This is a genomic window from Anatilimnocola aquadivae, from assembly GCF_049819085.1.
In the GTDB taxonomy this organism is placed as follows: Bacteria; Planctomycetota; Planctomycetia; order Pirellulales; family Pirellulaceae; genus Anatilimnocola.
The window spans coordinates 2503381-2522932 of the sequence record NZ_CP187419.1 but is presented as its reverse complement, the minus strand read 5'-3'; the positions used below and the strand labels follow the sequence as shown (position 1 = coordinate 2522932).

The following is a 19552-nucleotide window of genomic DNA, read 5'->3' as shown; positions in this document are numbered from 1 at the left end:
ACCTGACGCGCGAGCCGAATATCGGCTGATGTTACTCAGCCTTCATGCGTTTTTGAGCTTCGAGCAGTGCGGGAATATTCGTGGCCATCCACGGCGATGCCGAAGGGGCTTGCTCTAGAAGACCAGCAGTGGCTTGAATTGTTTTTTCAGCGATCGTTAGCCACTCAGGCTGTTTGGTGGCAATCGCCAGCGCGATGAGATTGCCCGCTGCGACAGATCCTCCCGCAGGGTTGGCCCCATCGATGGGCTCCTTCCCCCGGGCCAAGAGCGTTTCGTGATCTTTCGACGTAAAGAAGAAGCCGCCCCCGCGAGGATCAGCAAAGAGCTCGATCTGTTTCGCGGTCAGATCCTTTGCGGCTGTCAGCCAGCGGTCTTCGCCCGTCGCGCGATGCAAGGCGAGCAAACCATAGGTCAAATAGGCGTAGTCATTCAGATAGGCATTGAGCCGTGCTTCACCACTGGCGAAGCTACGCTGCAGGCGACCTTCTTTGGTAACGAGCTTGGTCAAGGCAAAGTCTGCAGCCTTCTTCGCCGCTTCGATATAACGTGGTTGCTTGAGCAAGCGCCCGGTATCGGCGAGGCCGGCGATCATCAGGCCGTTGTCGGCAGCGAGAATCTTAATATCGGTGAGTGGCTTCACGCGGCGATCTCGCGCGGTGAGCAACTTTTGGCGAATCGTCGCCCATTCGGTGAGCAGTTTGTCTTCACTCACCTTGCGGGTGGCGGCAAGTTCACTATTCGGTTGCCCCAAATTGAGGACGTAGTACTTTTCTTCGAAGTTCGGCTCCTTCTGCAGTGCGAACATCGCGGAAAGCAAGCCGAACTTGTCGGCGGTAAGTTCCTTTTGCAATTCTTCTTTGGTCCAGCGTTGAAACTTGCCTTCTTCCCCTTCCGATTCCGCGTCGAGAGCCGCGTAGAAGCCACCATCGGGTGAAGTCATTTCGCGCAGGACAAAATCGCAGGTCTCGTCGGCGATGCGAGAAAAATCAGGTCGCTTGAGGATCGCTCCCGCTTCGGCATACACGCTGGCAAGCTGCCCATTGTCGTAGAGCATTTTCTCGAAGTGCGGGATCCGCCACATGCGATCGACGCTGTACCGATGAAAGCCGCCGCCGACGTGATCGTACACGCCGCCGCGCATCATCCGTTCGAGCGTGAAGGCGAGCATCTCTTTCGAGCGGGCATCATCAGTGCGGCGAATGTGATCGAGCAAGTAAACGAGATTTGCGGGTTCGGGAAACTTGGGTCTTTGCCAGGCAATTTCGTCGTAACCAAAGCCGCCCCACTTGGCATCGAACTGGTTCTCTAGTGCCGGCTGTACGGCGTCGTAGAGCTTCTTGTCGAGAGACGCGAGCGAGATGGTGCGGCGCGATTCGAGTTCGCTCTTCACCAAGTCAGTTAGTGTTTGGGCATCTTGCTTGATGCGATCCGGCGTCTTCTCCCAGGCTTCCTGGACTCGCTGCACGACGGTTAGAAATCCGCTTATCCCTTCGCGGTCGCCGTCGCGGGCCGGAAGATAGGTCGCACCAAAGAATGGTTGCGTCTCGGGCGTCAGGAACAGGCTCATCGGCCAACCACCGCCACGGCGACCAGTCGTCGCTTGGCTATAGACCTGCAAAGCCGTCATGTAGATCGAATCAAGATCGGGACGCTCTTCGCGATCGACTTTGATGCAGACAAAGTTTTTGTTGAGCAGCTTGGCGATTTCGGGATCGAGGAACGACTCTCGCTCCATCACGTGACACCAGTGACAGCTGGAATATCCTACCGAGAGGAAGATCAGCTTCCCTTCTTTCTTGGCTTTCGTCAGAGCCTCTTCGCCCCAGGGATACCAATCGACCGGGTTGTGAGCATGCAGCAACAGATACGGGCTGGTCTCTTTCGCCAATCGATTGGCGGGCTGCTTCTCGCCCTTCTTGATTTCTGGCTCTGCTGCGCAAACCAGACCGGTGGCAATAAGACAACTCAGCGAGAAGGCAATCCAACGTGACATAGCAACCTCAGCGGTTCGATGAAGATTGCCGCCAGTATAGAGGACAGCGACGCGCGGCGCAGGAGCGTATCGCAGCCTGCGATTTACAAGTACGGCGTGGCGAGCCGCGCGATACCATCGCGAATCCGAATCAGCAGCGGGCGAGAGTCCACGTCGCGCAGGTGGATTTGCCGAGCAGTCGAGAGTCGAGCGCGAACCGTTTCGTTCAATAACGCTGCGAAGTCGAGATCGTAGCACTCCACATTGAACTCGAAGTTCAGCCGCAGACTGCGCGGATCCCAATTGGCGGAGCCAATAAACGACCAGGCATCATCGACGGTGACAATCTTGGTGTGATCGAAGGGCAGCTTGGTTAAGAAGACACGGCAGCCATGCTCCAGGACTTGCCACAACTGGGCTGTCGAAGCCCATTGCACGAGTGCTAGGTTGTTCTTCTCGGGCAACACAATTGTCACATTGACGCCGCGCAGGGCGGCCACGTTCATGGCCGTGATCAGGGTAATATCGGGCAAAAAGTAGGGCGTAACGATTGTCAGCGAACGACGTGCGCTGCCGATCGCGCCGAGGAGGGTGAGCCGCAGCTTGTCGTGACGAGTATCGGGGCCGTCGGCGATGCCGCGACAAAGTACAGGTCCTTGGGGCTGCAATTTGGGAAACCAATGATGTCCTTCGAGTACTTCCTTTGTGGCGAATTCCCAATCAGCAACAAATGTCTCTTGCAGTTGAGCGACGATGGGTCCGTGAAGCTCAAAATGAACATCGCGAACCGGGTGGCGGCTGGTACTCGCCAGGCGGTGTCCTGCGCGGATGTTCATTCCCCCTGTGAAGCCGACTTTCCCATCGACCACCATGATCTTGCGGTGATTGCGCAGGTTGCTGTAGTGGAACTGCCCTGGCACCAAGGTAGGAAGAAACGTCGCGAACGTGATTTTGTCGCGACGCAGGACGCGCTTGATCGAAGGAAACGAGTACCGCGTGCCGACATCGTCGATCAACACGCGAATTTCGACACCACGGGCCTTGGCTCGCGCGAGGGCGGCGGCAAACTCGTGCCCTTCGGAGTCGTTGTCGAAAATGTAGGTCCCGAGCGAAATGGAATGCTCGGCGGAATCAATCGCGGCTAGCATTCGCGGGTAAGCTTCGTCGCCACAATGTAGCGGCACGATTCGATTGCCTGGCACCAAGGGGATATCGGTCACCCGCTGCACATAAGTGCTTAGCGCGGCGAGGTGGAGCGATTCGTCTTCGAGCGCGCGGCAAAGTTCCTCGGTGGCCGCCTGTTCGTGCTGCCTGCGAGCCCGCTTGGATTCGCGACTGCGAAGTCGCCGGGCCTTGCGGCGAATGCGATTCACGCCGAAGGTGAAATACAGCAGCGAGCCGATGATCGGTGCCAGCCAGATGATGCCGACCCAGCCCAAGGCCGCGCGATTGTCTCGCTTGGTCAGCACGACGTGGCTCGACGCCACCAGGACAATCGCCAGATCGATCGCCGCAAATAGATACGTCCAGACCGAATTCAACAGTTCGCTCATGCCGGCAGGATTACTTTTTTTCTTCGCTGGGCTGGGGCTCAGCTGGCTGTTGTGCGGCGGGCTTCTTAGCGGATGCTTTCTCTTCGGCCCGGAATAGATCGGCATGAACGTGGGCGACGTCCCACATGTAATGGCCAATCTTATGCTTCTCGGCTTCGAGAATGTGCTTCTTAGCTAGCTCGCGATTGTTGGCTGCTTGATACCACAGGCCAAGATACAGGTGAGCGTAGAACTCGCGAGCATTCTTGGCTTCGGCCGGCGGATTGCCCAAATCGATCGCCTTCAACACGTCTTCGGGCTTGAGCTTACCTCGATACAGATCGTAGATCTGCATCATTGGTACGCGGGGGTCGTTCTCGATCGGCAGCATATTCTCTTTCGCCTTGGCCACGCCTTCGGTGGCTGCCACGCACAAGTAGCGCCAGACGGAATTCTCAACGTCCTGGTTGTGATACGTCTGATACAGCTCGAATTGCTTCGCACCCTCCGCGTATTGCCCCGCGTAATAGTACGAAATGCCGCGTTCCCACTGGCGAGACTCGGCCTTCGGTTCGAGCTCGACATACTTATCCAAATCAGCTACTGACTTCTTCACGTTACCCAGGCGGAAGTTCTCGCGACCCCGCCAGTAATAGGCCATCTCGTTTTTCGGGTCTTGTTTCAGCACATCGGTAAAGAGGCCAACGGCCTGCAAGCTGTCGCCCCGTTGCGATGCTCGAGCCGCTTGCTGCATCGCTTCGGCTGGCTCGAGAGCAGCAGGAGCCTGCCCAAGGACGGGAAGACCGAGGCTGAAAACAATGAGTATCGCGGCGAGTTGTCGCATGTGGGGGACCTCCGATGGTCGAGGGTGGAAGGCTGACAGCAGACAGTACGGTGCTGGCACGCCCCGTGCAACCTCACCGATTATAGGCAGTCGAAATTTCGAAAGGCTTCCCATCAGTAACGGTCCATTTTTGATCGTTCCGCGAACAGGCTGGCTGAACTTCGGCCAGGCAGGGTCTGCGCGAATTTCCCATTTTGAGATTCCCGTCTCATTTTGAGCCTCTAATGGCGCTGCCATCACGCCCAAGTGTCAAAAACTGTCCAACACATGAGACAAGCTAGGGGCACTGCGAAGTCTTGTGGCACGTAAACGCCAATTTCCTGGCTCATTTTCGCGCAGCAGAGCCACTTTTTCTCAAGTTCTCGTGACCGGCGCACACTTTGCAATGCTGAACTTCCACGAAAGTTACACTGTCCGTTGAGTGACAGGCAGCCGGGGGGCTGTAACTGAGTTTTTGAAGCCGAGGGAACGCTTCGCACGAAGCGAAACCCATCAAGGAGGAAGAGACAATGTTGGTACTAAGCCGCAAAGTTGGTGAGCGTCTGGTCATCGGTGGCAATATCACGGTCGTCGTCAGCCGCGTTGCTGGCAACCGCGTGACCATCGGAATCGAAGCTCCTGATGATGTCCGCATCGTTCGTGGCGAACTGAAGCCCGAGAACGAAATGGCCCACGCCGATGCTGGCCGCACGGTTGGTAAGGCCGCCATTCACGCCGACCATGACACTCGCGAATTCGCAGTGCCACGTCTGGCTAAGTAACGATTCGTTGGTGCAAAACAGGCACCATTCCCACCTGTCAACGACACGTGGTGCCTGTGGATGTCCAAGCAATGGCTGAGCATGTGCTACGGCACAGATCGCTAGGCTTGGCAAATCACTTTTCGAATGGTTGTTGCCAAAAGATCCAGTTGCGACCCTTGAAGGAGCAAGCTGGGATGATGCAAGACAAGCGTCGCTTCGGCCGCTGCTTGCGCCTGTGAAAGTTCGCCGAACACTCGGCAGCGTTTCGCACTGCGCTTGTTAAAGCCCCGGAAGCCCGCATCGATGGCGATGCCTTCGACTTGTAAATCATCAATGAGGCGATCGCGTGATGGATTGCGGCAATCGGGTTCTGTGGATTCAGAACCGGATTTAGAGCTCGCGCCCCCCCAGGCTGCTTGGTAACGCCAGGCGAGCTTGTAGTAGGCAGATGTATCTCCTTCATTGACAGCTGGGCCTGCCTTCAGCTGCAAAATGTCCTGCAATTGTTCACGTAAGTAGCGTGCGGCTTCTGCACGAGCGCGCGTCATTTCGCGCAGCTGGCAAAGTTGTGGCAGCAGCACCGCCGCTTGCAATTCACTAAGCGGATAAGCTTCGTTACCTCGAAATGTGTGCGTACGAATTCGCTGCGCAATGTCTGCCTGAGATGTCAGGACCGCCCCGCCGCGTCCCGCCGTTAACAACTTGCTACCACCAAAGCTGAGCACACCCACATCGCCCCAACTGCCCGCTGGCCTACCAGCGATTGTTGCTCCCGGCACCTGACAAGCATCTTCCACCACCTTCAAGCCCAGGTCTCTCGCCAGCTCTTTCGCCACCGGCATTGGAACTAGGTGACCGTGCAAATGCGAGACGATCACCGCTTTGGTGCTTGCTGATTTTGCGGCGGCTAGTTGGCTCAAGTCGATCGTCCAACCATTTTCGACGACATCGACCAGCACGGGCCGCGCGCCGACAGCTTCGATTGCGCGAAAGTTTCCCGGAAAGTCATAGCCGGCAAGAATCACTTCGTCCCCTGCCCCGATCTTCAGACCTCGCAGCGCGAGTTCCACAGCGATGGTGCCCGACGAACAGAGAATGGCTTCGTTGGCCTGGAACTGGTCATTCAGTTGCTTGACGAGGGCCGCGGAATTCTTGCCGTCATACCGGCCCCAATCACCGCTCGCGTAGCAAGCGAGCAATGCCTCGCGAATGTCATCATCAACAGGAGGCCACGAGGGCGGACCTTCGGGAAAGGCGGGTTCGCGACGGCTAGCTGGATCGTTGTTCATAGAAAACGCAGCGATCCTAAAAGCCCAACCCGGGGCCAATGAGTTCAGCCGTCGCCACGGTACCTTCTTTCAGTCGAAACATGCCGGGGTACTTTTGATTCCAGCCTTGATTGCCGGCCGGACAATACTGCCGGCTGTTTCCTTCGATGGCTGCAATCGTGGGAATGCGGGCGGCGAGACTTGCCGAGTGCAAAAACGAGTAACCGGGGCAACTCAAATCTTGCACGCACAGAAACATGCCGTACTTCTGCGCTGCAGCGCCCATGAGCAGCGCTTCCGTGTGTCCCTTGCAAGCCTTGAGAGCCACGCCGCTATAGCCTTGCTCGCGCGCAAGGTGCAGCGTCTCGAGATCAATGAGCGATTCGTCGATCACCACGGGCTTAATGGCCGCGGCTTTGTGCATTCGATTTTCTGGATGGGACTTCAAGTCGCGATGGGTTGGCTGTTCGATGTACTGAACGCGATCGAGCGCATGAGGCGAGCCTTCGCGCACGAGATTGAGAAAATCGAGCAGGTATTCGACGCCGCTGCACTTCTCGTTGAAGTCGAGTGAGTAATTCCACTGCTGGCAACCACGGGCCTGTTGTGCGGCAACCGCGGCTTGCTCCACGCGCACCACGCGCTCGACATCCCAGGCGAGATCATCGCCATTGAGCTTGATCTTGAGGTGGGTCAGTTCATCTTGCGCGATCCATTCACCCAGGGTCTCGGCCAAACCGTCATTGAGGCGCTTCGCAATATCCGCTTCAAACAGCGGATCGAGCGCGCCGACCAAATGATAGAGCGGCATCGTGGGCTTGGGCTGGCGCGAGGTGTACCGGTCGAGATACTCGCCCGCAAATTCAGGCGTCAAGTAGTGCGCCAGATCGTGCGTCACCCACTCTGAACCGAGCAAATTGTAGGCATTCTGGTCATGGACTTTGCCATAGGCATCGTGAATCGCCGCTTCGAATGGACTGGCCGCAACCAGCCGCGCGAGCGGTGGCATGGGCTCGGCCAATTCCAGTTCCCGCTGAACCTGATCGGCAATTTGCAACTGCAAGGGATGCCACGAACCGGTGATATCGAGCGGATGACCCGAAAGCGAATTTTGCGTAATTGCCGCAGAAAAAAGTTCGACAAACCGCAATATCGCCTGCAAGCTTTGTTCGACCGTTACCTTGGCACTGGGCCAGGCCCAAACATTTCCCATGGGCATCGAGCCAAAGCCACTCGCCTGTTTACCTGCCACGGTCTCAACGCGCAGAGTGGCATTCACGAGCACAGCATCGGTCACTACACGCCCACCAAACTTGATCGGTGCGCGATATTGAATTCGCTCCTGAGAAACGTGCAAGTCGCGCAGCGTAATATCGGTAGATTTTGGCATGGTGACGATGTTGCGTACGAACGAAAAAAAGTGAATGGACTGCCGTATGGTAACTTTCGGTGGTCGAATTCGCCACCAATCCAAAGGGGTGCCCCTTCGCACCTAAAGAAATTCCTTACGTTCTCCGTATTGGCGGACGATGCACCCTCGCACGTCCCCTAGGGCACGGCATTCAACCCAAATGTTTGCCTTAATTTTTACGTTAAATCATTCGAGTAACCGATTCTTTATTCGACAACGCCGCCCTGTGATGGCAGAATGTGCCCCAACAGAGAAGAGGTGACAAAATGCTGTCACTGCGGTAGACGATCTTGAGCAGATGAAGAATGATGGTGGCGGTCCGCCGATCGACCCCGGGGCAGGGAGCGACTGGCGGTGCAGCTGCGGATTTTCGGTGACTGCATCGATTGGTTCCTGTTTTCCAGCAGTCTCCAGTTGCTCTGCCCCAGCAACCTCACATCTCAGCCGGCATCATGACTCATCGTCTCGAGCGTATCCTTCGCATCCTCTCGCTGCTTCAAAGTGGCATCACTTACAACGCCTTGCAACTGGCCGAAGCCACGGGAGTGCATCGGCGAACGGTGTTTCGCGATGTTGCCCTCTTACGGGGGGCAGGGATCCCCATTCGGTTCGAACCCGAAACAGCGTGCTACAGTCTAGTGGCCTTGCCCGAGTATCTCGCGGAAGGAATTCGTTCTCCCGATCTGCTCCGCTTATTGCAAACTGCTGCCCTGGGCAATTTCGTTTTGGGCGGTAATGCTGATATGGTGGGCCGGACGATTCAGCATCTGGCTGCCAGCTTGCCCACGACCGACCGAAGCGAAGTTGAACACTTTTTGCGGTACTGCCGGCTTCCTCTCCACAACGAGCCGAGTGCTGCGAATGACGGTTACGATCATGAAGTATTGGCCGTGCTGCTCCGCGTCATCCGCTTGAGCCAGCAGGTCATGCTGATGCTCATCGATGGTGGCCGCGAGGTTCAGACGATCCGACTGGGAAGTGTGCAACTCCTGTTTACTCCGCAAGGAGGGGTCGTGCGCGGCAACATGGTGCCCGAAGGTCGATTCATGGAGGTGCCGCTCTTCGCTATTCGTGAAGCTGCGGTGGCCGAAGCGGCCATCGACTTTCGCCGACACGAAGCTCCCCCACCGATTACCATGAGTGTTCCCCGCGATCCCCCCGAACAATCCTGAATGGCTATCTAAGCCCGGCGCGTCAGCTCTTGCCAGTGGTCGTGACTCGCCACCCAATCCTGCCAAATGATCACCCGCGGTTCCGCATGCCGCGCGGCTGTGCTGTTTCCTTTTTTGTTGCAACGAGTTTGCTGTGGGTAAGAAGAACGCCTATCTCGCCTCTTCACTGGTAAGTTTTCGTAATTCTCAGGGCCTCGATGCTCGTGGCTCGCTGATGCGCCTCAGTCGCCAGCAAGCGATGTTCGAGATTTACAATCCGTACTCCGTGGTGCAGTTGTCGGAGGTCCTCTCCGACCTGCGCATTCACCAGGGTGAGCGCGAGGTTTATCACGGCCGAGCCGTCGTGACTGCGCTGATGAATACCGGCTTGATGCTCATCGTCTCGGTTTCATTGGTCGATCCCTGGTCCGATCTGAAAGGGCTGCGCACCGGCGAAGTGCTCCGCTCGTTCGTCCACGACTTTGTGTCTGACTGGGAAGCGGGCAACGAACGGATGCACAAACCGTTTCAGCTCAGCGTCGGCAGTTTGCGAAACTACCTGCAAGAAGTGAGTCGCTCGCTGGAGCACTGGGAGACGGAAGCCGGCCTCAACGACCCCGCGACCCCCGACACACAGAAAATCGACTTCGTTGTCGATGTCGATCACGAAATTTCGCCTCGCCTTGGCCAACTCTATCATGAGTTTGAAGACACAGCCAAAGACATTCCTCGCAAGGCTCAACCTTATCACAGGGCTTACGCACAGCGAGAGCTTCATCCGCTCATGATGTGTTCGCCGTTCATGTATCGCGCCTTCAGTAAACCGCTGGGCTATGCCGGCGATTACGAAATGGTGCGCATGATGCTCAGCGAGCCTTGGGAAGGGAGCAACACCTTTGCCAAGATTCTGAATGCCTCGGCGTTGCGCCACGATGCGCCGGCCGCGCATCGCAATCGCATCGAACTGCTCACCCAGGCGCTCGCGCGCGAAGCCAAGCGAGTTGCGCTCGAAGGCCGTCGATTGCGAGTTCTCAACATCGGCTGCGGTCCGGCCGTAGAAGTAACGCACTTGATCGAAACAGAAGAGATCGCCAACGAGATCGATTTTGTGCTCGTCGACTTTAATGCCGAAACTCTCGATTTCGTCAGGCAGAATCTCGTTCCCAATGCTCGCGCCCGACGACCGAAGATGACTATCGAGATCGAGCAGCGGTCGGTACACGAGATTATTCAGACGTCGATGGAAGGCAAGCCGACGCAAACTCCTGTCTACGACTTCGTCTACTGCGCCGGCCTGTTTGACTACTTCCGCGATACGACCTGTGGCTTTCTCGTTCAGCACTTCTACTCGTTGCTGCGTCCCGGCGGTCAGGTCATTGTCACCAACGTAACTCCGCAACATTCCTCCGAAGCCATCATGAGCCTCGTCATGGAGTGGACGCTCGAACTGCGCGATGAGAAGCAAATGTTGACCCTCGCCCCGGGCTTGGGGCGGCAAGAAACCTACTGCGACGCCACCAACGTCAATGTCTTCCTGTCTGTGAGAAAACCCCATTAGTGGCGGCCACGACAGAGCGCCCCTATTTAGCCGATGACTGATTCCGCCCGGCCTACCGACGACCTGCAAGCCTTCGAGCAAGCGGACCTTGCGCTGCGCTTGCAGCGCGGCACCATCGGTCTGGCGCTGGGCGTGCTGATGATGCCAGCTGGAGTCATTCTCGATCTGAACGCCGATCCCGATGGCTGGGGAAAACTGCTGGCGGTGCGCCTGGTCACCACCGCGATCTTGGCGATCGGACTCGCGGTCTTCATGCTGGTTCCACTCGGCCGGGCAGTCAAATATGCCAGCCTGGGGCTCGTGCTGTTTCCGGCCCTCGCCATCGCGCTGATGATCTATCTGATCGACAAGCCGAATTCGAATTACTTTGTCGGCCTGACCCTGCTGATGCTGCTCATTCAGCTACTAGGATTCTCGGCGCTGGAAGCGGGACTCTACTGCGGCATGGTGATGCTGGCTTTTTTTCTCGCCACCTTCAGCAAACATGGCTTTCATGCCGGCATCGACAATCTCCCGCTGGAGACATTCTTTCTGCTGGCGACAACGGCAATCAGCGTGGTTGTCTGCCACTTGAATCTGCGCAATCGTCGCACCGACTTCCTGCTTCGTCGCACGCTCGACGAAAAGAATCGGCAGCTTGAAGAGCTTGATCGCTTGCGGGCAGGATTCTTGGCCAACGTCAGCCATGAACTGCGCACGCCCCTCTCGCTGATCATTGCCCCCATCGAAGAAATCCTTTCGACGCGGCAAACGGTCACGCCGCAAATGGGTCACACCCTGACGCTGGTGCGCAAGAATGCCGATCGCTTGCGCCTGCTCGTCGATGACTTGCTGGATGTCGTGCGACTCGATCACGGCGTCATGCGACTTGAGATCGAAGAAGTTGACGCCCGCGATTTTTTGCTGCAGATCGTCCGTACTTTGGAGCCCATGGCCGAAGATCGCCAGATCAAACTCGTCTCCGAACTGCAGACCACTCCCATGGATCTGCGGCTCGATATCTCGCGCGTCGAACGCGTGCTGATGAACTTGATAACGAACTCGATCAAATTCTCGCCCGAAAAATCGACCATCCGCGTCCAGCTCGAAGCACGAGAACGCGCAGCGGCAATCATCGTTTCGGATCAAGGCCCCGGCATTCCCGAAGCAGATCGCGTGCAGATCTTCGATCGCTTCTTTCAGGCCAGCAACAACCGCGCGCGAGCCTCGCAGGGGTTGGGGCTCGGCCTGGCGATTGCCCGCGAGATCGTACGCGCTCACGGCGGCGAAATCGAAGCCCACAACAATCCCGAGCGAGGCTGCCGTTTCGTCGTCACGCTGCCGCTGGAGTGGAACCCGGCCGATTATTCGCCAGCGCAACGACTGGCGATCAAACAGGCTGGCGATGAGGCCACGTCGGTGCGCCTCAGCACCCGAGTCATTCCGTCGGTCGAAGAGGTAACCGCCGACGCTGTCGCGCTGGCAGCTGCGCGTGTCATCAAAGAAGGTCCGCAAGAACTGCTAATCGTCGACGACGAGCCCGACCTGCGGAACTACCTGGTCGAATCGTTGCAGAGCGAGTTCGCCACGGCGAGCGCAGCGACGTGTGCTCAAGGGCTGCAAAAAGCGAAGGAGTTGAAGCCTGCTTGCATCCTGCTCGATCTGATGTTGCCAGATGGCAGCGGCATCGACGTGCTCCGTGCTATCCGCGCCGAGCCGTCGCTGTGCGATACCAAGGTCGTGATGCTGACGGCCAACCTGGATGAAACCGTCAAGATCGATGCCCTCCGCTTTGGTGCCGACGACTTCCTCTCCAAGCCGTTCGGCATCACCGAAGTGCGCACCCGCGTCGCGGGTCTCATTCGCAGTTCTCACTTGCAGGGGCAGTTGCGCCGCGAGCGCGAAGAACTACAGCAGTCGCTCGTTCGCTTGCGCGAGACCGAAGTGAAACTGTTTCAAAGCGAAAAGATGCGCGGGCTTGGCAGTCTCGCGGCGGGCTTGCTGCACGAAATCAACAATCCCGTTCACTACACGCTGCTGGCGATTCGCTCGCTGAAGAAGGATCTGGCGGCAGGTCGCGATACGAGCGAGGTTGTCGCCGATATCGAATCGGGGGTTACGCGCGTCGGCCAGATTCTCGGCGAGTTGCGAAATTTTGCCTATCCCGAGCAAGCCCAGCTGCAGCTCGAGTTCAAACTGTACGAGGTTTTGCAGAGTGCCCTGCGCTTTACAGCACACCTGACCAAGAACCTGAGTCTGGAGGTTGCTGACGACTTTCGTCATATCAAAGTGCAAGGCTCGCAAATTCAAATTGGCCAGGTTCTGGTGAATTTGCTGACAAATGCAACGACCGCCCTCGAAAAATTGGGCGAGAGCCATGCCGGAAAGATTACCATTACGGGCACTGTGAACGGCGACCGTTTTCAGCTTCGCATTGTCGATAACGGTCCGGGAATCCCGTCCGCCGATTTGACTCGAGTTACCGAACCTTTTTACACGACGGCCGCACCAGGCAGCGGCCTGGGCCTCGGCCTGAGCATTTGCGATACCATCATCCGCAATCACGGAGGCTACCTGGTGCTGCAAAGCGCCGAACGTCAAGGGACGGAAGTCTCATTCGACCTGCCTCTCGTACCATCCGAAGGAAAACAGCATGCAACCTCCCCCCACGAAGCAAATCCTGTACGTCGATGATGAAGCCCAAGCACTGAAGTATTTTGGTCGCTTGTTCGGCGATCGCTTTCACGTGCTGACGGCTACCTCCGTCGACGAAGCACTCGCGCTGCTCGAACAGAAGTCGGCCGAGATCGGCGTTGTGGTCACCGACCAGCGGATGCCCGGCAAGACCGGCGTCACGCTGATGGAACATCTGCGCCATCGCTATCCGAACATCGTCCGCATTCTCACCACGGCCTACAGCGATCTCGACGCTGCCATTAAGTCGGTGAACGAAGGTGGCGCGTTCCGCTACATCACCAAGCCGTGGAACGAAGAAGAAATCGTTGGCGCTTTGCTGCGCGGTCTCGACTATCACCAGGCCCTCGAAGATCGCGATCGCCTGCTGCGAGAAAAGCTCAGCGTACTGCATCGCCTCATCATCATGGATCGCGTGCGCGGCTTGGCCACAGCAGCCACCGCCCTCGAAGGCCGCCTGAACAACGCCTGGGGCGCGCTGGTCGCCTACATGCAGCAATCGCCAGTGCAGCAGCGCATTCGCGTCCAGATGGACGAAATCGCCAGCTTGAATATGGTGGCTGTTGCCCGTCGCGAAGCCGAGGCCATGGTCAAGACAGTGCAGACCATTCTGCAAGATACGGTCGGCTCTTCGACCGGCAACGAACCGTGGCTCAACCTGCACGAGATGCTCAATGGTTTTGCGGAACGCTCGCGCCCTGAGTTGCAGAGCGAAGACATCGAGTTGCAACTGAGCCCGATTCCCGAGGATCTGGCGATTGCCAGCGATCGCGGCCTGTTCAATCGCCTGCTGGCCATTTTGGTCCGCCGCGTGGCCGACCTGCACGAAGAGCCCATGAAAGTGGCTATCAACTTGCAAGATGCCACGGCCGATCCACTGGTGCTCACCATTCGTGGAGATTTTGACAAACTCTCGAACGGGCATGTCGCGTCGCTGTTTTCGGCGGCCATCCCTCTGCAAAAGTGGCCACTCGGTCTCGATATGGATCTGCTCTCGGCCTTCATGATCGCCTATCACCTGGGTGGCACGTTGCAAATCGAAACCAAACCGCCGGTGGGTCCAGGCTTTCGCGTCACCTTGCCGCGCAATGGTGCCGCAGGGAGCAAGAGCTCGCCCCCCGAGGCCTGGTTCGATAGCGTGTACGACGCCATCCTGGCTTGGGAGCAGGAAATGTCCGCAGATTTGGACGACTAGCATTTGCCTTTCGGGCTGCAAGATTCCGGCGGCTGCGGTAACATACGAGGCACCTGCCGGAGTTCTGAGTTTCTTTTGTAGAGGTGCGGTATGTTGTTCTCGCTGCGAAGCCTGCAGATCGTTTCGTTGCTTGGTTGCGGCATCGGCGTCCCCTTGGCTGCCGCTCAGGAAACAACTCCTCCCACAGCCGAGCAGCCCAACACTCAAAAAGCGGCCGATATCGGTGAGCTGATTAAGCAGCTTGATGCTGACGAGTTCCCGGCTCGCCAGGAAGCTTCGCAGCGACTTGCTGCCGCCGGCGAGAAGGCAGTTCCAGAACTCGAAAAGGCCACCAGCGGCGAAAGTCGCGAAGCGGCCATGCGGGCCTTCGATATTCTCAAGAGCCATTTCGAAAAAGGATCGCCGGCCGCTCGTGATGCCTCCAAGGCCGCCCTCGAACGTCTCGCCAAGGCAGATCTCGGTTCTACGTCGCGCCGCGCCAGCGAGATTCTCACTCCACCCAATCCAGCCACGCCCAACAATGCTCCCGTGCCGGGCATCGTCGGCGGACCGATCGGCCTGCGTATGGCGGTCGTCCGCGCCATCGCCGGTGGTGCTGGTGGTGGTGTCGAGACCCGCGTGAAGGTCGAAAACGGCGTGAAGACCACCGAAGTGAAAGACAAAGAGCGCCAGGTCAAGATCGTCGACGATCCCGACAAGGGCATCACCATGGAAGTGACCGAAACGAAAGATGGTAAGGAAGAGACCAAGAAATACGCAGCCAAGAACGCCGACGAACTGAAAACCAAAGAGCCCGACGCTCATAAACTCTTTGAGCAGTACACCGCCAAGGGGGGCGCGATCCGCTTTGCCGTTGCTCCTGGCTTTGCCCCCGCCGCCGTTCCTCGCCTGGCTCCGGCCATCGCTCCACCGCGTCGGGTCATGCCCGCAGCTCCGCCCGTTCCCGGCATTCCGATTCCTGTACCGGGATTTCCCGTGCCGGCCATCGAGATTGTGCCGGCTGCGCCCCTCCCCCCTGCCCTGCCCGCCAAAGAACGACAGGAAGCGATCGACGAACTCGACAAGTCGCTGCAAGCTGCCGAAGCCAGTCTCAAAGAGGCCTTCAAGAACGCTGGCGACGATGAGCAGGCAAAGAAAGCTCAAGCCCGCCTGGACGAAGTGCGCAAGCAACTTGAAAAGCTGCGCGAGTCGCTGAAGTAGGCATTCTTAGGGAGCCGGAAGCGTTATCTTGCCGGCGCGGTCTTCCCGCTCGCCAGATGTGCCGGGCGGCCACCTTCGTACACGCTGAACTCGGCCCACACGGGCAGGTGATCAGAAACTTCGAGTGCCTGCTCGAGCGTCAGGTTGTAGTGACGCAGAAAGTCGAACACGCCACCCTTGCCGGCGAACTCGGTTGTCGCCACGCGGCTGAAGAGAATGTTGTCGTACTGTTTGTCGCCGCGGGTATTGGTCGGGGCGTTGTTGACGACACAGACCAAGCCGGGCAGCAAACCGAGTTGCCCCAGCTTGGCGTTATGGGCGTTGAAGTCGCCCACCATGATCACATCGTCTTCTTGCCGCTGATCATCGCGCACGGCAATGAACACATCGTCGAGCGAATCGAGCTCACGTTCGACTTCATCGGGATCGGTGTGCACGTTCACCAGCGTGAACGTGAAGGCTTCGCCGGGCTGCGGTCCCCGCGCGCGGAACCAGCCAATCAGCGGTTCGCGGTGGAGCAAGTCGTTGCGATCATCAACCGTATACATCTGATTGCGATCGACCTCGATGCTCGCCAGGTCGTAAATGTAGGCGTACTGTTCTTTGCTATTCGAACGGCCGAGACGCGGGCCCACGACGTAGTCGTAGCGAAAGCGACCGTCCTGATTCAGCATCTGTACGAGCGCCTGGCAAACATCCTGCTGCGCGCGAATTTCCTGAATGGCGATCAAGTCAAAATTTTTGAGCACCTCGACGATGATCGGCATCGCGGCCGGATTGTTCAGCTTGGCTTCACCGAAGACTTGAATGTTGAACGAGGCAATGCGAATGGTTTCGTTGCCGCGCGGCGGAGGCACCTGCGTCGAGGTCTGGTAAACAGGCCCCTGCCCTTGCGGCAGGTTCTTGACGAACTCCTGCAAGGGTCCGCGAAACATGTAACCGCCGCCCAACAGAGCGATCAGAAACAGCACGAGCGGCGCAGATTTCTTCATGAGTACACACCCGCCAAGAATCGAGATTCGAAGGGCGGGAGTGTACGAGTTCTGGTTTAAAGTTCAAAGTTCAATGTTTAAAGTTGGAATTCAAATGCCTTTCCGCATTTCTTCCCCAACTTGAAACCTTAAACTTGAAACCTTGAACTTGCTTTTGCTCGCTAGCGTCCGTAGCCAAACTGATAAACGGGCTCCAGCTGTTCGGCGCGGGCTAAGTCGCGGGGCGTGATGATTTGCCGGTCGAGGGGCGGCGGGCCGTTCTCGATTCGCTGGATCAAGTCGTTGTAAGGTTGCCACTGAAGATCGCCGAGCGTGACGAGTTGGCCGAGTTCTTCGCCGCCGGTCGCGTCGCGGTAAGCGAGATAAATGAGTTCACTGCAGTAGATGGCCGCAGCCTTGTCGTCGAGTCGGTATCGTTCGTCGTAAGGGCGACCGCGATAGCTGTGAACCTTCGCTAGCATTGCCGGCACGTGAGCTTGCTGCTCGGGTTTTAGTCGATAGACGGCGAAGGCACTGTGGCGGCCGCGGAAGACATACTCCCGCAGTGGCGTAGGACCGACCGGCCTATGTGCTTCGTAGACGACCCAGCGGCCATCTTCCAAGGCAACGATGCCGCAGTGTGAGTAAGGAGACTTCGTGGCACCTTCGATGGCATTCACCAACGGTGAAAACGGCAGCGATTGAAAGATCACGTCCCCTTCCTGAGGGTGATACTTTGCATAGGCCAGAAGCGCTGGCAATAACGTATAGCTCAGCAGCGATAGGACGATGAATGCGAAACCGGCCAGGGCGCCGGCGATCCACCAGAGTCCCTTATTTCGGCGACGAGCGCGCGGCGCTCCCACGGTGATGTTCATGGATGCATACTCCGCAGATGAGACGCGCTGCGGACGAAAGACGAGGATCGCCGTTTCGCGATGATGCCCGCAGCGAAAATGAGTTCGCGAAGCAGCCGAGAAGTTATTCCGCTGAAGTTGCAGCTCCAGCGTGACGTGGCCAGCTTACTTCTCGGCCAATAACGCTTCGATGTGCGTATGCAGGTCTTTGGGCTCTTCGTCCCACTTATGTCGCAGTTTGCCGGTGCGATCGTAGAGTCGATAGTGGGGAACTTGTTCGAGGCCGAATTTGGTGAAGGGGTTGTCTTTCTGTCGCCAGCTGCAAAGGAGGTTATCGAAGCGAGCGCGCTGGCCGGCGAGGAAGCGACGCACCAGCTGCTCGTCATCGGGATCATCGAACGAGACGGCAATCGCGGCCAGTCCCTTTTCCTGATACTTTTCATAAGCATCTACCGTGTGCGGAAAACCTTCGACGCACGGATGACACCAGGTGGCCCAAAAATCGACCAGCACTACTTTGCCGGCCTGCTTCTTCACCAGGTCTTCCAGGGCTGTTTCGTCTCCCACTTGTAGCGAGATGGTCGCAGGATCGAGGCCCGGTTCGCTGGTCTTCGTGACGGGTTTCTCGGAAGTATTCGGCGGCGACTGAGCCTGCGGCTGGCAACCGACCACACACAACAAGAGCAACAGCAGAGCAGCAGTCTTCGTCAGCAACTTCACCACGTTCGGCACTCCCCACAAACGACTGGAAACTTCGGCAGGCAAGAAACAACGCTGCCGCTAGAAGTTCGAGAACTTGCAGCGGCAGCGCGAATCGGAGCAGCAACGTTAGCCCGCGAGGGACCAACTTGCAGCGAACTTACTTCTTGTTCTGGATACCGCAACCGAAGGCCTTCGTGCCTTCGACCGAGACGGTCTTGCCAGCGAGGATGGCATCGACGGCGTCAGCGACGTGATGCTTAGTGGGTTCCTTGCGATCGTTGTCGAAGGCACCGACGTATTGGACGGTCTTCTTGCCATCGAGCACGAAGATGTGCGGGGTGACGCGGGCACCGTATTCGGTGGCGGTCTTACCCGAGGCGTCGAACACGTAGGGGAAGTTAAATCCCTTGTCTTCGGCGCGGGTCTTCATGGCGGCCAGATCTTCGGTCTTGGTGTTGCAGTTGATGGCGATGAACTGCACGCCCTTGTCCTTGTACTTCTTGGCGAACTCGACGAAGCGATCTTCGTAGGCCACCGAGACAGGGCAGATATTGCAAGTGAAGCAAACGACAACAGCCTTGGCATCCTTGGCATCGGCCAGGCTGTATTCCTTGCCGTCAACGCCGACGAGACCCTTGTATTCTGGAGCCTTTTCGCCTGGGGCGAGTTCGGCAGCGAAGGCAGGGGCGCAGAAGGCAAAGGCAGCCAAAGCAACGAACGAGAACAAACGAGTCATGGACAAACTCCTGAGCGAAAACAACGTCGGCAGCCGAGCACGTTGCCCGAACCACCACGGAACGAGAAACAAGGGAACAGATACTGCAGAGGTTAGTTGTTTGCCGGAGACACGAGATCGTTCGCATCCAAGGCTGGTGGGACAAAACAGGCTGGCAGACCGACGATCCATCAAGCGGTCCGGGTAAGGAAGCCAATTGGCCGCATTGTAAGGCCTAAGGGGGCAAAGTCAATCACGACAGTCTTGCGCAAGTCAGATTATCAACGGTGAATGGTTGATGAGGTGATTCCGCGTGAGGCGCCAGCAAGTGGTTCACATCCGCTGGATGTGATCCTGGCTTCGCAGCGAGCGCAAGAATTGGCAACTGACAGTCAAACCAATGCCGGGGCGGCTTGGCGATTCAGGTTCCGGCCGCCGGCCAGAACCTACCTGTGCTGGCGTGAACGGTTACAAGAATCCACAGTTCAAAAATCCACAGCCAGTGACCTAACTAGTCACTGATCAATTTATAATGAACACTCGTTGATTTATTTTTTAACAAAACTCTACATGACTTCGATGTACCGTTCTTTTTCGATGTTCATTCTGCGTAGTTCTTATTAACGGACCGCATTTTTCCGTTAGCGAACGGGTGAACAGGGAGACGACGACAGTTCGGTACGGCGTAAAAGAGGTTATCAGAGATTCGTCAGAATGACGGGGTTTGGCGACGCAAGTAGTGAGTGGCTCTTGGTTAGCG

At 57.4% G+C, this 19552-nt stretch carries 15 protein-coding genes; 6 read left to right on the top strand and 9 right to left on the bottom strand.

The annotated features are described in order from the left end of the window. Positions 1 to 31: 31 nt before the first annotated feature. From NA78x_RS10215 to NA78x_RS10205, 3 genes are all read right to left on the bottom strand, one after another. Positions 32 to 1993: a thioredoxin domain-containing protein gene (locus NA78x_RS10215; RefSeq protein ID WP_425618339.1), complete on the bottom strand. Its 1962-nt coding sequence runs from the start codon at positions 1991 to 1993 to the stop codon at positions 32 to 34. 83 nt (positions 1994 to 2076) lie between these two features. Then, positions 2077 to 3525 carry a cardiolipin synthase gene (cls, locus tag NA78x_RS10210; RefSeq protein ID WP_425618338.1) on the bottom strand — a complete coding sequence of 483 codons (1449 nt, stop codon included), beginning with the start codon at positions 3523 to 3525 and terminating at the stop codon, positions 2077 to 2079. A gap of 10 nt (positions 3526 to 3535) precedes the next feature. Then, entirely contained in the window at positions 3536 to 4348 is an 813-nt protein-coding gene (locus NA78x_RS10205; RefSeq protein WP_425618337.1) for a tetratricopeptide repeat protein, read from the bottom strand. A 509-nt stretch (positions 4349 to 4857) separates the two neighbouring features. On the opposite strand from NA78x_RS10205, the gene NA78x_RS10200 reads away from it, so the two are divergent. After that, the gene (locus NA78x_RS10200) at positions 4858 to 5109 is read left to right on the top strand and encodes a carbon storage regulator (RefSeq protein WP_425618336.1); all 252 of its coding nucleotides are present in this window, start codon (positions 4858 to 4860) and stop codon (positions 5107 to 5109) included. 101 nt (positions 5110 to 5210) lie between these two features. On the opposite strand, the gene NA78x_RS10195 is transcribed toward NA78x_RS10200, so the two are convergent. Both NA78x_RS10195 and NA78x_RS10190 read right to left on the bottom strand, forming a co-directional pair. Further along, positions 5211 to 6380, bottom strand: coding sequence for a DegT/DnrJ/EryC1/StrS family aminotransferase (locus tag NA78x_RS10195; RefSeq protein ID WP_425618335.1), 1170 nt, complete (start codon positions 6378 to 6380; stop codon positions 5211 to 5213). 16 nt (positions 6381 to 6396) lie between these two features. After that, a complete protein-coding gene (locus tag NA78x_RS10190; RefSeq protein ID WP_425618334.1) occupies positions 6397 to 7749 on the bottom strand; it encodes an enolase C-terminal domain-like protein in 1353 nt (450 codons plus the stop codon). A 473-nt stretch (positions 7750 to 8222) separates the two neighbouring features. On the opposite strand from NA78x_RS10190, the gene NA78x_RS10185 reads away from it, so the two are divergent. The 5 genes from NA78x_RS10185 (at position 8223) to NA78x_RS10165 (ending at position 15547) form a co-directional block, all read left to right on the top strand. Continuing rightward, on the top strand, positions 8223 to 8942 hold the full coding sequence (locus NA78x_RS10185) for a helix-turn-helix transcriptional regulator (protein ID WP_425618333.1): 720 nt from the start codon (positions 8223 to 8225) through the stop codon (positions 8940 to 8942). 133 nt (positions 8943 to 9075) lie between these two features. After that, positions 9076 to 10479 (top strand): class I SAM-dependent methyltransferase, encoded by a 1404-nt coding sequence (locus NA78x_RS10180; protein WP_425618332.1) that lies wholly within the window; start codon positions 9076 to 9078, stop codon positions 10477 to 10479. A gap of 33 nt (positions 10480 to 10512) precedes the next feature. Continuing rightward, complete coding sequence (locus NA78x_RS10175; protein WP_425618331.1) at positions 10513 to 13152, top strand: ATP-binding protein; 2640 nt, start codon at positions 10513 to 10515, stop codon at positions 13150 to 13152. Further along, positions 13112 to 14347 (top strand): response regulator, encoded by a 1236-nt coding sequence (locus tag NA78x_RS10170; protein ID WP_425618330.1) that lies wholly within the window; start codon positions 13112 to 13114, stop codon positions 14345 to 14347. Before NA78x_RS10175 ends, NA78x_RS10170 begins: the two co-directional genes overlap by 41 nt. 90 nt (positions 14348 to 14437) lie before the next feature. Continuing rightward, positions 14438 to 15547 carry a hypothetical protein gene (locus NA78x_RS10165; protein ID WP_425618329.1) on the top strand — a complete coding sequence of 370 codons (1110 nt, stop codon included), beginning with the start codon at positions 14438 to 14440 and terminating at the stop codon, positions 15545 to 15547. Between the two features lie 23 nt (positions 15548 to 15570). Here the strand turns inward: NA78x_RS10165 and NA78x_RS10160 are convergent, their stop codons facing one another. The 4 genes from NA78x_RS10160 to NA78x_RS10145 form a co-directional block, all read right to left on the bottom strand. Further along, positions 15571 to 16539: an endonuclease/exonuclease/phosphatase family protein gene (locus NA78x_RS10160; protein WP_425618328.1), complete on the bottom strand. Its 969-nt coding sequence runs from the start codon at positions 16537 to 16539 to the stop codon at positions 15571 to 15573. 161 nt (positions 16540 to 16700) lie between these two features. Further along, positions 16701 to 17396 (bottom strand): YiiX/YebB-like N1pC/P60 family cysteine hydrolase, encoded by a 696-nt coding sequence (locus NA78x_RS10155; RefSeq protein ID WP_425618327.1) that lies wholly within the window; start codon positions 17394 to 17396, stop codon positions 16701 to 16703. 144 nt (positions 17397 to 17540) lie between these two features. Next, entirely contained in the window at positions 17541 to 18140 is a 600-nt protein-coding gene (locus NA78x_RS10150; RefSeq protein ID WP_425618326.1) for a TlpA disulfide reductase family protein, read from the bottom strand. A 94-nt stretch (positions 18141 to 18234) separates the two neighbouring features. Continuing rightward, positions 18235 to 18813, bottom strand: coding sequence for a thioredoxin family protein (locus NA78x_RS10145; RefSeq protein WP_425618325.1), 579 nt, complete (start codon positions 18811 to 18813; stop codon positions 18235 to 18237). Between the last annotated feature and the right edge of the window lie 739 nt (positions 18814 to 19552).

Excerpts from the sequence above, each read along its gene's own strand:
- NA78x_RS10185 (WP_425618333.1), top strand. The coding sequence starts at position 8,223 with ATGACTCATCGTCTCGAGCGTATCCTTCGCATCCTCTCGCTGCTTCAA.
- NA78x_RS10175 (WP_425618331.1), top strand. The coding sequence starts at position 10,513 with ATGACTGATTCCGCCCGGCCTACCGACGACCTGCAAGCCTTCGAGCAA.
- NA78x_RS10145 (WP_425618325.1), bottom strand. The coding sequence starts at position 18,813 with ATGACTCGTTTGTTCTCGTTCGTTGCTTTGGCTGCCTTTGCCTTCTGC.
- NA78x_RS10155 (WP_425618327.1), bottom strand. The coding sequence starts at position 17,396 with ATGAACATCACCGTGGGAGCGCCGCGCGCTCGTCGCCGAAATAAGGGA.
- NA78x_RS10160 (WP_425618328.1), bottom strand. The coding sequence starts at position 16,539 with ATGAAGAAATCTGCGCCGCTCGTGCTGTTTCTGATCGCTCTGTTGGGC.
- NA78x_RS10195 (WP_425618335.1), bottom strand. The coding sequence starts at position 6,380 with ATGAACAACGATCCAGCTAGCCGTCGCGAACCCGCCTTTCCCGAAGGT.
- NA78x_RS10200 (WP_425618336.1), top strand. The coding sequence starts at position 4,858 with ATGTTGGTACTAAGCCGCAAAGTTGGTGAGCGTCTGGTCATCGGTGGC.
- NA78x_RS10205 (WP_425618337.1), bottom strand. The coding sequence starts at position 4,348 with ATGCGACAACTCGCCGCGATACTCATTGTTTTCAGCCTCGGTCTTCCC.
- NA78x_RS10170 (WP_425618330.1), top strand. The coding sequence starts at position 13,112 with ATGCAACCTCCCCCCACGAAGCAAATCCTGTACGTCGATGATGAAGCC.
- NA78x_RS10165 (WP_425618329.1), top strand. The coding sequence starts at position 14,438 with ATGTTGTTCTCGCTGCGAAGCCTGCAGATCGTTTCGTTGCTTGGTTGC.
- NA78x_RS10190 (WP_425618334.1), bottom strand. The coding sequence starts at position 7,749 with ATGCCAAAATCTACCGATATTACGCTGCGCGACTTGCACGTTTCTCAG.
- NA78x_RS10215 (WP_425618339.1), bottom strand. The coding sequence starts at position 1,993 with ATGTCACGTTGGATTGCCTTCTCGCTGAGTTGTCTTATTGCCACCGGT.
- cls (WP_425618338.1), bottom strand. The coding sequence starts at position 3,525 with ATGAGCGAACTGTTGAATTCGGTCTGGACGTATCTATTTGCGGCGATC.